Origin of the sequence: Paenibacillus dendritiformis, from assembly GCF_021654795.1 — a bacterium.
Lineage (GTDB): Bacteria > Bacillota > Bacilli > Paenibacillales > Paenibacillaceae > Paenibacillus_B.
On record NZ_AP025344.1, the window covers coordinates 4261625 to 4275373 of the forward strand.

Consider the following 13749-nt stretch of genomic DNA (forward strand, 5'->3'; position numbering starts at 1 on the left):
TTTGCTAAGAGAGTGATGGAATAAGCCAGCTTTCCGCGTCTTCTCTGGATGCAAAAACCCCAAACTGGTTGCTGCGATTGGATTCGGTGACCATTTCCTTAAACCTGCCTTTATTCACCGATGGATCGGGAATGACGACGGCCGTCTTAACACTGTAGGTGATAAATTTTTGCATCATTCTTCCCGCTACGCCTGTTCTCAGGTTGAAAAAGTCCTCCGACAGTGCCTCCCCATGCAGCATCAGAAAATCGAGATCATGTTCTCTGCACAACGCAACCAGATCCACGGCATCCTGCTCTGTGCTTATCGGGGTTGGGCCAGAGATCAATTCGATATACTTTTTCGTTCCGTTCTCCACAATTTTATAGTTCATTGTCGTTCTCTCCTCCATTTGTGTTCGGTCATCGAGTTCCTTGCGAATGCCTTGCACCCATTTCAGTTCGTTCTGATAGAAGGAGAGCTGGTTTTCGGCAATTTTCTCCCACAAAAAGCTTTCCCGCTCGTTTCGATTGGGCGCCTGAACTCCGCGTTTCCTTTTTTCCTGCTGGTAGACAAGCTGCATGTGGATGCTGCTCTCGTATCGATCCAGCATTTCATGCAATTCCTCGTCGCTCAGTTGGTCCGCCCACGCCAATTGAATAAGGAACGTGTTCTTGAGCTCGGGAACGTCCGGTTCTTCAAGAACCCAATCTTTCAATCTGGCCAGCCCTTCCTCGGTAATACTGTAAATTTTCTTGGATGGAGAGCTTTCCTGATGCTTAACCTCGTTCGTCACCAAGCCATCATTCAAGAGCTGAACAAGGGACTTGTAGATCTGATTGTTGTTGCCGGACCAATACATCGCGGAAGAGTCTTCAAAAATCTTTTTTAGCTCATATCCTGTAGCGGGTTTCCAGCTAAGAAGCCCCAGTATGGCATACTTGATTGACATAAAGCCACCTCATTAGGTTACTTGTAACATAGGTTAATAGTAACTTATTTTGCCGCTCATGTAAATATGAGATATTCAACTTAAAAAGAGCTGCTAAGGAGTTGAGGAAAAACTCCCGCAGCTCTTTGGCTGTTCACCGGCGAAGTTAACAGGTCCGAATCGCTAAAAAGAAATTTAAACAAATGGTTATTCTATTTACTATCGTGCGGCTTCATTTTCTTTCTTTTCTTCGTACAAGCATCCCTTCCATTCGCCCATATTCCCAAGAGGACCGCCAAGCCGGCAAGAGCGGATAATATCACAGAAAATGGGAGGTCCTTGCCATACCTGTCGGGCAGCCAAATAAGTATGAAAACGATATACAAAATAGGCAAGATGGCCCCCCAGTAAACGCTCTTCCTTCTCGATAAGAAAAATTGTACCATCAGGGCCGATATCCCAATCAACCATCCATATACCTGAAACACGATTTCATCAACCCATTCTTTCTTATTATCTGCAAGCAAACGGCCAAGTTGTAGTTTATCTAAAATTCAAATTCAAAAGTCTTTCGCTTGTATGCGAACTCGAATCCCAGCTTCGCCCCTAGTCGAAGGGACTCCTTATTCGTCTCGAGGGCCGACCAATGCGGGTGTAATCCGTGAGCGACGCAATGCTCCAAATATGCGGCGCTCGCCAACGAAGCGAAACCTTTCTTCATGTCCTCGTCATGGTAGGTTTCTACGCTAATCTCGTGATCCTGGCCATTCACACAACAGGAAAAACAGGCGCTAATGACGTGCCGGTCCTTCAACACGCAGTAGCCTACCCCCTTGCGCAGAAAATCGTCCGTCGAATACCAGAATTCGTTCACTGCTTCGGAGAGGAGCCCTTCTGGATCGTTCTCGATCGTCCCTTTGTCGATTCTGCGAACGGTATACCCCGCCGGCAGCGGCTTTAGTCCGCTTTTAAGGGCATGGAAGCGTTCCGCGTTGAAGGTATGGTACCATTCGTAATCCGGCTCGTAATCGCGGTGCGCAATGGCGCTCTCGATCGCTCGTTCCCAGGCTTCATCGCTAACAACCGTTAAGAAATAAGTACCTCCGCAAGATTCTAACGTATCCATTTTCAACTGGTTATCGATATAGTCCGGCAGCAGGCGAAAAAAGTCCTCGTTCGTATGATCCCCAATAAACAGGGTTATCGTGCCAATGACGTCAACTATGGCCGTGCGCGGGTGTTCCGGGTTGTCCACATACACGGTGCCGCGGTTGGTTCCTTTAATAATTGCATTTAAAGTCAGGTCATTTTGCTGCTCGTTTTTGAGCAATGGCCTTATTTTCTCATAATCGTTTTTGTTAAGTTTGCTGATCACTATTAAGTCCACTCCTTCAATGGCAGTTTTCGGGAGAACATGGTTGTGATTCCATCCGGATGGCCATCAGAATTCCAAAATCGTAACCCATTCTCAAAATACGGAGAATAACGGAAAATCATTGCGCTTGATTTTGAGTTATATAAGCTTAGATGCAGAGGAGAGCTCCTTCGTTCATGAAAAATAAAAAAAATTCATGAGCCGCCACCAACTGCACGTATGCTAAAAAAATTTGTTATATTTGAGTCTGCGCTCGAACCGATCATCCTTCGACATCGTCTATCATAGTGTAGATATGATATTAACGGTAACAAGAGGTGCGAAATGAAAAAATATGGGTACGGTATTGCCACCGGAATTGTAATCGGATTAGTTGTCGCGATAACTCTCTTTGCGAGCCGTCCAACCAGACCGAGCGCCGACGGGAACGTCATCAGGGCCTGTAATGCACTGGAAAAGCTCAATAGCCACGTAATAGATTCCGTCAAATCGCTTAGCGAAATCATCGAGGAGAAGATAGTCTGGGTCGTCAATCGGCAAGGGGTGTTGATGGACACAGAGAGGGAAGCACAAAGGATTCGGCTCGATCTGCTGGAAAAAGCACTTGCTCCCCACTCCGCCAAAGAAGCCGGAGAGTTATTTAATACTAGCATCAAGACACGGAATGGAGCGCTCTTGTATGCCATTCTCGATCCGCAAATTAGAGACCAAAAAATGGCTTCAGAGGTTGTTGAAGAAGGGAGCTGGGTGATAGGCCTATCCAGTCCATGGGTATCCAGCATGGTGATTGACAGCGAAAAGCAATTGGATGACTCAACCACAGAATTCCTTGTGCGTTACCATATGTCGACTTCCACAGGCGGTGAAGGACCCTATTTCATTAAATTGACAGTGAAGAAGTTCGATGACAACTGGTTGATCACGGACTATGAATACCTAGAGAATGGAGAAGCTGCGGCGTCGTGAGCTTGATGCCTCTCATGGCGGCATTTGTCGGTATGGCGAAAGGGTAATGGATGGCTGCAATGTGGGAACAAGGCTTAGCTGGTTCAAGAGAAGAAGCAAGGGGCAAGCGGCGCGGCGAAGAAAATAATAACCGTTCCCGCTTCGTCCCCTATGGCCCAATGAGAAGTTGGATACGGAGCAGATACTCGAGCAGAAAAAAATAAAAACCCTTAGGCAGTAAGGGTTTCTTCATTTATTAAGTATGGTGCGGTCAAGAGGACTCGAACCTCCACGGGTGTTACCCCACTAGAACCTGAATCTAGCGCGTCTGCCAATTCCGCCATGACCGCATATGCATGTTATGTAATGTTCCTGTCAAAGTCGCTAACATCGCCTCAACAATCATTAGTATAGCCTATCTAACATCCGATGTCAAGCATGAAACACATAAAATATTATTCTTCTGTGAAAATGTCTCCCGGTGCGCAGCCGAGAAGAACCACGCCCGGAGAACGTGGTTCTTCGTCATTGAGCGGAAGCTCTTCATGCGCTCATTCTGCCCGCTTCTCCTCCAGCGATTGGCTTGCCGTTCATTCTAGGCGTTCTTTGGAGTAACATCCGGTTCAATGACGCATGGCCTTCATGCGCCGGCTTCACGAACCGGCGGCAATGGGGAAAAGCGCGCCCAGAACCATGGCGCCAATAATCGCGCCGCCGGCTATCGGCTTTTTGAAGTAATAAAAAATGCCTGCGCCGATCGTCGCGCCGATCCCGACCGGAATCGAGGCCATGACGGCCGATATGACGATGAGCGGCCCCAAGTAACGGCCTGCGGCGTTGCCTGCTCCCATCATGACGTCCGCGCCGAAGGTGGAATTCGCCGCGTTGATCGTAAATTTGCGGATCATAATAATGACCGAACCGACGAGGGCGCCCAGCCCGGCTCCCGTTACGAGCGCGAGCGGAAACGAAGTAAGCGGAGCGGTAATGCCGGCCCCGAGCATCAACGCCGGGACGCCGATGCCGATACCCGTCTGCAGCGCGCCGCCGATATCCAAGATGCCAACGAGCGGTCCCTCGAGAATGCGTGCGAACAAGAAGCTTGCGCCGAAGGCTGCGGCCGCGCCATAACTGCCGCCCTTCATGCCCGCCTCCAACAGCGCCACAATCGCGATATCGTTGAATGCGCCCACATGATAGACATAATAGAGATGCGTCCCCGCAAAAATGCCGGAAGACAAGCAGGCGACAAACCAGACGAACGCCCATTCCGAATACCAAAAGCCTTGTTTTACCGTCTCCACGCTAACGAACCTCCGATCCGAAAAATGCATGCAGATCAATAAGCCACTGCGGAATGTTCTCCACATGCAAGCTGTGGAGGAGTTGAACATCGAAGCCGCGGAAAAAAGCGCTCAATGTGAATAATAGCACAATCGCCGCGACCAGCGTCTTCGTAATGCGGTTCCAGCCGCTGTCGTCCAAGCCTTTGCCGACCAGTATCCCCAGCACAAGCCCCGGCACGGCATTGCCCATAATCATGTGAGCGAATCCGCCGAGCACCGTCGCCCACAAGCCAGGGCGCTTGCCGGCGTCCATTGCCGCGGTCCAGAACACGATCGGCATAATCGGATTAATGAGCCAATTTGCCGCCGGGACCAGCACTTGCGTCGCAACGGCTTGCAGCGATGCCGGAATGGCTGCTGCCGTGGAATTCAACAGAGGCACGAGGATAGCGCCGACCAGCGCTCCGGCATACGCCATTTTCTTCGGATTGTGCAGCGTATCCTCCACATTTTTATTGCGAATCATCAGGAGCGCGGCCGACCAGTTCGGAATGATGCGGTGATCCACATCCTGCGTCAGTCCGCCCGCGCCGACAACGGACGCCCAGGCGTTGAACAGAAAGCCGAGTCCGAAAGAGAAGTGCGCCACGGGGTCGCCTTCGCATGCATTCAATTCGCCGAATGTGCGGAACGCTCCCATGCCTTGCACCTTCGGGGCGTGGAACATGCGCGCCGCGCCAGCCCCAACGCCGTACCCGACCAACAGGCCGATAATGATCGATTCCACAATAATCGTAACGGTTTCCATCGGAGTCCTCCCCACTCGGATGTAATGCTTGCAAGCTGATTATCGTCCTACCGAAGATGAAGAATGCGCTGGGGCGGGGACAACGATTCCGTCTGCTGCTCGAACGCGATTTCGTCCAGCTTTACGGCGCGGATTTTAATATGGATGCGAACTCGAATCTCGTAGCGCGCCCTTACTCTCGGAAAAAACAGCCCCAAAAAGCGTTCCGTATAGCGGGTCTCCTTTGCCGACAGCACTTCGACATTTTGCGGCTCAATCTGCAGCAGCACATCGGGAAGCTCCTGCGTGAGCTTCCTCTTCATGGCGGAGAGCGCCTGCTGGAATGCCGCCCCCTTCGAAGCTCCCTTCCCTTCGATCTCGATCTTCTGCTCCCATACGCGTAACATCCCGCATCACCCCCTATATTGCTGAATATAGGCTTCTGTCAGCCTTCGGCCCAGTTCCTCCACATCCATGAAGCCGAAGCCAATCACCTTCTTGCCTTCCCGAATGGCCGTCACGCCCGCATCAATGGAACGCAGGCCGAATTCCATCGGATACTTATATTTCGTGTTGGCCGTAACCGCTCCGGCTCCCCCGCTGCCGCAGAACGAGATGCCGAAGTCCGCCTGCTCCGCGTGCATCACGTCGCCGACCTTCATGTCCGCCCCGACGCCCGGGATCAGGATCGCTTCCCCGCCTGCCGCCTCTACTCCCTTCGCCACTTGCTGTCCTTTGCCCAAGCGATCTCCAATCACGACTTTCACTTTGTTCCCCATCGTCTTCACCTCTTCTTATTGATTCCTGGCCGCTTCGAAATGAACCGTCAAATAAAAAACTTCCGCATCATCAATCGCTTGCTCCGCGAGTTCCCCGTACCTTCGCAGCGTGCGGCGACTTAGCTGCGCCAGTTCCGGACTCGCCTCGTCCAACATCGATTCCTCCACCTCGGGCAGTGACTCTTCTCGCTTCCGTCTGCGCGCGAACCCGAGCAAATGGATGGCAATGACGAGCAGGCGGTCATCCGTCAGCGGCAAACCAATCCCCTCACTCCCTGCCAGCAGGCAGTCAAGCATCGGCCGCAGCTCTTCCAGTTCGTCCGGATCTGCCTTCGTCTTGGCAGGGATATCATGAAGTATTCGTTCGATTCTGTCCATCTGCTGATCGCTCTCCATCATTCAAGTTGTCGTTACACGGTTCCAAATATCTGAGAATGGCAAAAACCTCTCCCTCTGAAGCGCTTACATTTCGTTCTCTAAGCATCTGTTCGATCTCTTTCTTCATCGCCCGCCGCGTTTCATCCAGTATCGGAAGCTCTTTGCTGTCCGCGAAGGATCAGCCGCATGCGGCCCGGTTCACCATGAACATCATGTGAAGCCGCAGTCCTTCCTCCCGTTCCTCCGACAGATAACGCTTGAAGCGCGCGATGACGGCGCTCGACAATTCATAGCCCGTATAGATCACATCGCGAATCCGGCTTTCCAGCTCCGCCTCATGGCAAGGATGCGCCTTCGCTTCGCCGAAGATATGCCCGCTCCCGCCCTCCTTGCTTGACGCGCCGCGGCGCAGCCGGCCAAGCTGCATGCGAATCGCCTCGATATCCCTGACTCCCGGAATCGAATGGACGACGACGACCGGAACGTCGGCCGATACGGGCAAATTGCTGATGATCAAATCGACTTCGATGTTCTGCAGCACCTTCTTGACATCCATCACCGAGCAGGTGGCCACGAACCGGATATGCTTCAGCTCGCTCTCGATAACCGTGGTGAGCAGTTGGGCCGTGCCCCTCCCTGTGCCGCACACGGCCAGCGCTCTCCACCGGTGCTGATCGATCCGGCGCTCATACGCCGTCTGAAAATGCAGCACAATGTACGCAATATCCGCATCGGTCAGGAAAATCTGATGCTCGCGGAGCACGTTCATGCACGCCGCCTTGACATGCCGGAACATCGTTTTGTATTTCACCATCACATCCTTCGCCAGCGGATTCGGATCGGCCACCCCCAAGCTATGCTTCGAGATGCGGCTCGACATATGCGCAAACAGACTGTCCACCAGATCCGGACTCTCTTGGAACGGGAATTGCATCTCCCGATCCACCTGCCGAATCAGCTCCATCGTGATCCCGTACACATCGGGAAGCGGCTTGTGCCCTCCTCCTTGGACCTGCGGAGCGGCAAGCCCTTCCGCCTGCAAGCCGATGAACCACACATCGCCGTCCGTCAAGACCAGCGAATAGCGTTCCGACAATGGCTCCAGTCTCGTTCGAATAATCGAATGAATCATCAGTCTGGCCTGCGGGGCGTCGGCGCAATCCGCCGGCAGCGGGCAAGCTGAACCGCTTGCCGATCGGCATCTCCGAATGGCAATGCACAGCCGGATAAAAACCCCGATCATGACGCGATCGGATAACGTTGCCTCAAGCTCCCGCTCGATATCCTGAACGATGTTCGCGACCAGCACGAACAGCATATTCACGTCGGCAACGGACGCAAGCAAGCGATCCAACACATAGACGGCGAATGTGTCCGGCTTCCTCCGCAGCGCAACGCCCTGAACGATTTGCAGCATATCGGCTTGATCCAGTTGCCCGTAAATAACGTTTTCCAGTACAATACGCCGCTCCTGCTCGCCAGCCTTCAGCTTGATGCCCCGCCGCGTCCGCTCGATCGCAAGCCGATGCTCCGCGAGGAGATTCTCGGCCAGCGCCACATCCGACACAATCGTATTGCGGGTAACATCGTATCGCTTGCAGAACCGCCCGATAGGGACGGGTTCATCGGCGAGCAGCAAATCCAGGATGATGCAGGCCGTTCGCTCCCGTTGGCTAATGAAGCCTCCATCACCCGCTTCATCCAATCGGTGAAGCAGCGCCATCCGCGCCGCCTGGCCGCATTCCAGCCAAATCCCTTTGCTGGGACTTGAATGCAGCGTCATCCCCTGCTCCTTCAACCACATGCGAATCGATTCCAGATCGTACTTGATCGAGCGCTCGCTCACCTCGTACATGGCGGCCAATTCTTTAATATGGAACGGCGTATTCGCGAACATCAAGGTCTTAAGCAAGCGGCGAGAACGCGTTGACAGTGTGATACCGCATCACTCCTTATCGCCTGCTAGCGGCACGAATCCATCATGCCTCCAATATCGACTCCAGCACGGCCGCAAGCGCCTCCACCGCTTCCGCTTCTTGCTCGCCATTCGCTTCCACGATCACCTGATCGCCCTGCTGCAGCGATAATGACAAAATGCCGACAATGCTCTTGGCGTTCGCCGCCTTCTCGCCTTTAATGAGCCGAATATCGCATGGGAACGCTTTCGCTTCTCTCATTAACGCTCCGGCCGGCCTGGAATGAATCCCGAGCGGATTCGCGATCGTGACCTGCTTATCCATGATGTGTCCCTCCTGTGCGCAGTCTTGATCTACATCAATGAGATCGCAACCGCCGCGATATGTTCTTATTCCCTGCTTTAACGGTATCGTACATTCAGGACGCTGCCAAGATACAACCTCTTGCACTGTTCATCGGGAGGCAAATTGATCATCTCCCGAGAGGGGCGGACAGCAAAAAGACAGAAGCCGCTCCGTCCGCGCTGCCCGATGGCAGCACGAAGAGCGGCTTCTGCCTGGCCCCATCATTCGCCCAAGGCGTGCAGCGCAAGCCCTGTTAGCCGTCGTAATTCACGACATAAGAATGAAGAGCCGTATGGTAATACCCTACGCTATATTCGATCAGCGTGCCGTTCACGTCATAAGAATAGCGGGAACGCCGCAGGAGCGGCACGTCCGCTCCTACGCCAAGCACCGCCCTGGCCGCGGGCGGCGCCGTCGCTACGGCGAACTCATCCTTATACTGGCCGAGTTCGATATCCTGCTCCTCCAGCCATTCATACAGCGACTGCCCGTCCAGTTCCGACAGATCGAGCGCTCCGGCCTGATGCGACAAATAATGAGTAAAGTGGATATACGGCGAACCGTCCAGATCATAGACCCGCTCGATGCATAGGCAGCTCGCCCCGAACAAGCGGCAAGGAGCGGTTCCCTCCTCGGCGCGGATGACTTCCGCCCTTATGACCCGCTTATGAATCCGATGGCCCTCCTCGACCAAAATTTCCGTAAACCGCTTCCACTTGGACAGCTTCGAGGCGGATGTATTGCGAATGACCTTGGTGCCTTTCCCGCTGCCCTTCTCTACATACCCTTCCTGCACCAGTTCAATGATGGCGTTGCGCACCGTTATTTTGCTGACCTGGAATTCTTCTTCCAGCTGAGGCTCTGACGGAATATTCGTGCCGAGCGGATAGACGCCATGCAAAATGCGCTCGCGCAAAATATTGCTTACTTGTACATACAAAGGACGTTTGTTCCGTGACCGTTTCAAGACTACGTCCCGCCTTTCCCTTACTTGCTTGCTTCCTTTTACCTCTCGACGTCGATCCCGGACTCTTCCATCGCCCGCATCACTTCCTGCTCGGCCGCCATCGGCGTATCGCCTTCGATCGTATGCGCAAGCATGCTGGAAGCGGCAGCGAACCTTACCGTCCGTTCCGGCGGGAAGCCGCGGAATTCGCCATGCAGGATGCCGCACGTATAGGCATCCCCCGCGCCAATCCGATCATGCACCGCGAACGTTAACGGTTCGGAATAATAGAAGGAGTCCCGCTTATACAAAAAGCCCTGCAGCGAATGCGTCTGACTGTCCACAATCGTGCGATGGGTGCCGGCGATGACGGAAATATTATACTGCTTGGCCACCTGGGGAATCAATTCCTCCGCCTGTTCCCGCCGTCCGGCCTTCCCGCTCTTCATGTTCAGCGTCAGCATCGCATCCTTTTCGTTCATCATGACGATATCCGCAAGCTGCAGCATCTCCTCATAATGGGGCTTGGCCTTCCCATGCCCGCCTTCCCCCCAATGCGCCGGGCGGTAGTTGCAGTCGAAGATGACGAGCCCTCCCGCAGCCTTGACGGCGGCGGCCAATGCCTTCATATGGCGGCGGACGCCATCGTTCATCGCCAGCGCAATGCCGCACAGATGAACGGCGTCGATCCCGTTCGCGATATCGGCATACGGATACGCATCTTCCGGAGCGGTATTGAAGCTGCTTCCCAGCCGCTCCGTATAGGTGACCCTCCCCGGGCGCGCCCCGAACCCCTTTTCGAAGAAGTACATCCCCAAATAGTTCCCGCCGCGGGCAAGATAAGCCGTGCCGATGCCAAGCTTGCGCAGATGAGCCTCCGCCGCTTCGCCCAGCGGATTGTCCGGCAGCCTCGATACCAGATACGCCTCATGCCCGAAGCGGGCAAGCTGCGAACTGACGTTGACGCCCGTGCCCGAGAACGAATAATCGAGCCGGCTGGCTTGGCTTAACCGCTCCACCCCGGGCACGGTCAAGCGCATCATCACTTCTCCGAAGGCCGCAATCTTTTTGGGAGTCCGATCAGGCATAATAATCGACCCATTTCTTCATTGTCGCATACAGGACGCGCATATCCTCAACCTTCGTCTTCCCGGTTGCCTTATCGATGATGGAAGAGTAGACATGCGGAATGACGATCGGCACATTCGCTTCGAAGTTGTCGAGATCGATTCCGCCGGTCGGCTCCAGCGCAAAGCCTTCTTCGCCGCATGCCTTCGCCACGGCACGCAGCTCGCTCTCGCAAGCAAGTCCGTCCATCGGAAAAAATTTAAGCGCATTGCCGCCCATATCGCGCGCCAGAGCGATGGCGCTCTTGATCGGAACGATGGCTTGATCCGCGTGTGCGGCGCTTGCGGGACCCGTTGAAATATTGACATAACCGGCCTGGCCCGTCGGCGAAACCAAGCTGTTGATCCAGGACTCCTTGCCGCCGAGATTGGCGCGGGTCGCGCCAACGGAAGGGAACACCTGGTTAATATGCGTCCCGCCGTAATGCTTCGCGATCTCCGCGACGACCGCCGCTTGGCGATTGTCGCCGGCGCCGAGCCCGATCGACACGGCCTCGTCAATCGCCGCGCCGTATTCCTTCATCGCCTCGACGGCCGCTTCCACCGCCGAATAGTTTTTGGACAGGACGCCGACCAGCACATGCCCTTCCGCCGCATCGAACACTTCCTTCGCATTATCTGCGCTGTTGGCGAGCACATTGAGCGCCGCGCGTCCTTTGTACAACCGTTGATCCATCTTAGACATGAGCAGTCCCTCCCGTTAGTTTACGAATTTGCGCCGCGATGACGTCGATGTCGTCCCCCATAAGCGGGCGCGGATCGATATCGAAATAGCCTTGTCTTGCCCCGTAATCGCGCGTGTAGATCGCAATCTCTCCCGACTTCAACCCTTCGACGACCCCGGTGGCCGTCGTGCCGGCAAGCGCGGGATCAATCTGAATGCGCGCGCGGTAGATAGCCCGGCCCGCTTCGTCTTGAACGATCGTGCACGTGACGCCCTCGAGTTCATTCAGCGGCATCAGCTTGGCAAGCATCTCTTTCTCCTGCTCGCTCTTGTCTTCCTTCGCCATATACTCATCCAAAGCCTGCAGCAGCCCGAATACCGATTCTTTGCCGACCTTCATGCTCCGTCCGATGCCGTGCAGTTGGGCTTTCACCCAGTCCACGGCCTGCCGCTTGCCCGCCACGATCCCCGTCGTCGGCCCCTCGATCGCCTTCGAGCCGCTGTAGATCGCCAGATCGGATACGTTCACATATTTCTGCAAATCTTCCTCTGCAGCCGCATCGACGATGAGCGGCACCCGGTTGCGCTGGGCTACTTCCCACGCTTCTTCGACCGAGATCATATTTTTCTGCACGGCATGATGGGATTTCACATAGAGTATGGCCGCCGTCTTCTCATGAATCGCGTCCTCGATATGTTCGGCCCTGCCTTCATTCGCATAACCGGCTTCCACCACCTTGCCGCCGCCCAGATAGACCATGGTCTCTACGGGAGCGCCGTATTGCACATTGTGACCCTTCAACATAATAATCTCGTTCTTCTCGATCGGATCCTGATGCAAGCGAAGGCTGCGGCGGCGTTCCCCTCGCGTCACGATGCCCGCGACCGACAACGCGATTCCGCTCGAGGCCGAATTCACGATGACGGCCGCTTCGGAACCGAGGTGCTTGGCGACATAGCTGCCTGCCTTATCGACGAGATCGGCAATTTCCACATAGCTTTGCGCGCCGATTTTCATCGCCTCCATCACCGTGTCCGTCGCCGCGGACACGCCCAGGATACTCATGCGGCCGCTGGCATTAATGACGCGCTTCAGGCCGTACTTCACATGCAACGTACTTGCCATTTGCAAACACTCCCTTAGCTACAAGATGTTGATGCCCGATGCGGACATCGCCTTCCGAATCCGTCAGCTCAATCGGTTCCTTCCGCACTTCGAACAGCGTCAAATTGGCCCGATCCCCTGCCTGTATCCGGCCCAGCTCCGGTTTCTTGAGCCAATCCGCCGCATGCGTCGTCACGGACGCGACGACCTCTGCCAGCGAATAACCCAGATACAGGAATTTCGACATGACGCGGGCCAAGCTGTATACCGGTCCATTCAGCCGGTTGCCCCGGTAAATGTCGGAACTGATCGTATGGAGCGGAATATGATGCCGCTTGGCGGATTCCGCCGCCTTGAACGAGAAGCTCGCTGTCCCGTGCCCAACGTCAAGATGCACGCCGCGCGCAATCGCGTCGGTCAGCACGCGGAGCGGCTCTCCATTATCGCGGAACAAGTTATTCGCTTTGCCGTTCAAATAATGGGTAATCACGTCATCCCGCTGTAAATAAGGAATAATCTCTTCAATGCCGGGAGGAGCCGACCCGATATGTACCATGACGGGAAGTCCTGTATCGTCCGACAAGGCGCGCGCTTGCTTGAGCGGTTCGATGCCGCTGCCGCGCACGACGCTCCGGCTTATTCGCGCTTTGAGCCCGACGATGAAATCCTGATGCTCCGCGACGGCTTCCCGCACCGCCGCCGGATCGACCCAGGCCAGGTCCGACAGCTCATCCGTGCGCATCAGCCCGATCCTGGAAATATTCAGCAGCGCCAACACGTTCGTGGCGGCTCGCTCCGCCTGCGCCCTCAGATCTCCAATCCGATCCGCCCCCGTGCTTCCGGCATCGACGACAGTCGCCACGCCTTGCTCCACGCCAATCTTGTCAATCGCGTCGCCATAAGGATCGAACTCTTCGAAGGCATGGACATGCAGATCGATCCAGCCGCTGGATACATAAGTCTCCGTATTCGTATAATCCAGAATATCGCCGCCGCGACTGGCGCCCGCTTCCGTCATGCCGGCAATGATTCCGTCCTCGACGACCAGATCCAAATACGTCCCATCCACGCGTTTGAGGCCGCGCAGGACGATCCGCTCGGTCAACGTGATCACCTCATTTCAAATAATGAAAGAAAAAGTCCAAAGATTCCTTCTCGAAAAGCAAAACATTATAATGTTTGGTCT

General features: G+C 54.7%; 16 protein-coding genes and 1 tRNA gene. 1 reads left to right on the forward strand and 16 read right to left on the reverse strand.

All coding sequences use genetic code 11. The features are described 5' to 3' along the window. Positions 1-4: 4 nt before the first annotated feature. The 3 genes from L6439_RS18845 to L6439_RS18855 form a co-directional block, all read right to left on the reverse strand. Complete coding sequence (locus tag L6439_RS18845; RefSeq protein WP_213469455.1) at positions 5-931, reverse strand: PadR family transcriptional regulator; 927 nt, start codon at positions 929-931, stop codon at positions 5-7. Positions 932-1129: 198 nt separating this feature from the next. After that, positions 1130-1381 carry a hypothetical protein gene (locus L6439_RS18850; protein WP_168182631.1) on the reverse strand — a complete coding sequence of 84 codons (252 nt, stop codon included), beginning with the start codon at positions 1379-1381 and terminating at the stop codon, positions 1130-1132. 76 nt (positions 1382-1457) lie between these two features. Further along, on the reverse strand, positions 1458-2285 hold the full coding sequence (locus L6439_RS18855) for a GNAT family N-acetyltransferase (protein ID WP_213469456.1): 828 nt from the start codon (positions 2283-2285) through the stop codon (positions 1458-1460). A 324-nt stretch (positions 2286-2609) separates the two neighbouring features. On the opposite strand from L6439_RS18855, the gene L6439_RS18860 reads away from it, so the two are divergent. Beyond that, positions 2610-3251 carry a hypothetical protein gene (locus tag L6439_RS18860; protein ID WP_213469457.1) on the forward strand — a complete coding sequence of 214 codons (642 nt, stop codon included), beginning with the start codon at positions 2610-2612 and terminating at the stop codon, positions 3249-3251. A 242-nt stretch (positions 3252-3493) separates the two neighbouring features. Here L6439_RS18860 and L6439_RS18865 read toward each other — a convergent pair. From L6439_RS18865 to L6439_RS18925, 13 genes are all read right to left on the reverse strand, one after another. Continuing rightward, positions 3494-3580, reverse strand: a tRNA-Leu gene (locus L6439_RS18865). 303 nt (positions 3581-3883) lie between these two features. Next, on the reverse strand, positions 3884-4534 hold the full coding sequence (locus L6439_RS18870; protein WP_420540567.1) for a DUF4310 family protein: 651 nt from the start codon (positions 4532-4534) through the stop codon (positions 3884-3886). 1 nt (position 4535) lies between these two features. Then, complete coding sequence (locus L6439_RS18875) at positions 4536-5324, reverse strand: DUF4311 domain-containing protein (RefSeq protein ID WP_111153109.1); 789 nt, start codon at positions 5322-5324, stop codon at positions 4536-4538. A gap of 47 nt (positions 5325-5371) precedes the next feature. Next, positions 5372-5710 (reverse strand): DUF4312 family protein, encoded by a 339-nt coding sequence (locus L6439_RS18880; RefSeq protein ID WP_168182626.1) that lies wholly within the window; start codon positions 5708-5710, stop codon positions 5372-5374. A gap of 6 nt (positions 5711-5716) precedes the next feature. Beyond that, complete coding sequence (locus L6439_RS18885) at positions 5717-6082, reverse strand: SFCGS family glycine-rich protein (protein WP_213469458.1); 366 nt, start codon at positions 6080-6082, stop codon at positions 5717-5719. A 15-nt stretch (positions 6083-6097) separates the two neighbouring features. Beyond that, complete coding sequence (locus L6439_RS18890) at positions 6098-6460, reverse strand: PRD domain-containing protein (RefSeq protein ID WP_213469459.1); 363 nt, start codon at positions 6458-6460, stop codon at positions 6098-6100. Positions 6461-6638: 178 nt separating this feature from the next. Further along, the gene (locus tag L6439_RS18895; protein WP_213469460.1) at positions 6639-8372 is read right to left on the reverse strand and encodes a BglG family transcription antiterminator; all 1734 of its coding nucleotides are present in this window, start codon (positions 8370-8372) and stop codon (positions 6639-6641) included. Positions 8373-8439: 67 nt separating this feature from the next. Continuing rightward, positions 8440-8700, reverse strand: a complete 261-nt coding sequence (locus tag L6439_RS18900) for an HPr family phosphocarrier protein (protein ID WP_111153105.1) — start codon at positions 8698-8700, stop codon at positions 8440-8442. 274 nt (positions 8701-8974) lie between these two features. Further along, a complete protein-coding gene (locus tag L6439_RS18905; protein WP_168182623.1) occupies positions 8975-9688 on the reverse strand; it encodes a GntR family transcriptional regulator in 714 nt (237 codons plus the stop codon). Positions 9689-9726: 38 nt separating this feature from the next. Next, positions 9727-10755: a sugar kinase gene (locus L6439_RS18910; RefSeq protein WP_213469461.1), complete on the reverse strand. Its 1029-nt coding sequence runs from the start codon at positions 10753-10755 to the stop codon at positions 9727-9729. Continuing rightward, positions 10748-11479 carry a 2-dehydro-3-deoxy-phosphogluconate aldolase gene (gene dagF, locus L6439_RS18915; RefSeq protein ID WP_213469462.1) on the reverse strand — a complete coding sequence of 244 codons (732 nt, stop codon included), beginning with the start codon at positions 11477-11479 and terminating at the stop codon, positions 10748-10750. The genes L6439_RS18910 and dagF overlap by 8 nt, the downstream gene beginning before the upstream one ends. After that, positions 11472-12584: a DgaE family pyridoxal phosphate-dependent ammonia lyase gene (locus L6439_RS18920; protein WP_213469463.1), complete on the reverse strand. Its 1113-nt coding sequence runs from the start codon at positions 12582-12584 to the stop codon at positions 11472-11474. Before L6439_RS18920 ends, dagF begins: the two co-directional genes overlap by 8 nt. Then, a complete protein-coding gene (locus L6439_RS18925) occupies positions 12538-13668 on the reverse strand; it encodes an amidohydrolase/deacetylase family metallohydrolase (RefSeq protein WP_213469464.1) in 1131 nt (376 codons plus the stop codon). The genes L6439_RS18920 and L6439_RS18925 overlap by 47 nt, the downstream gene beginning before the upstream one ends. Between the last annotated feature and the right edge of the window lie 81 nt (positions 13669-13749).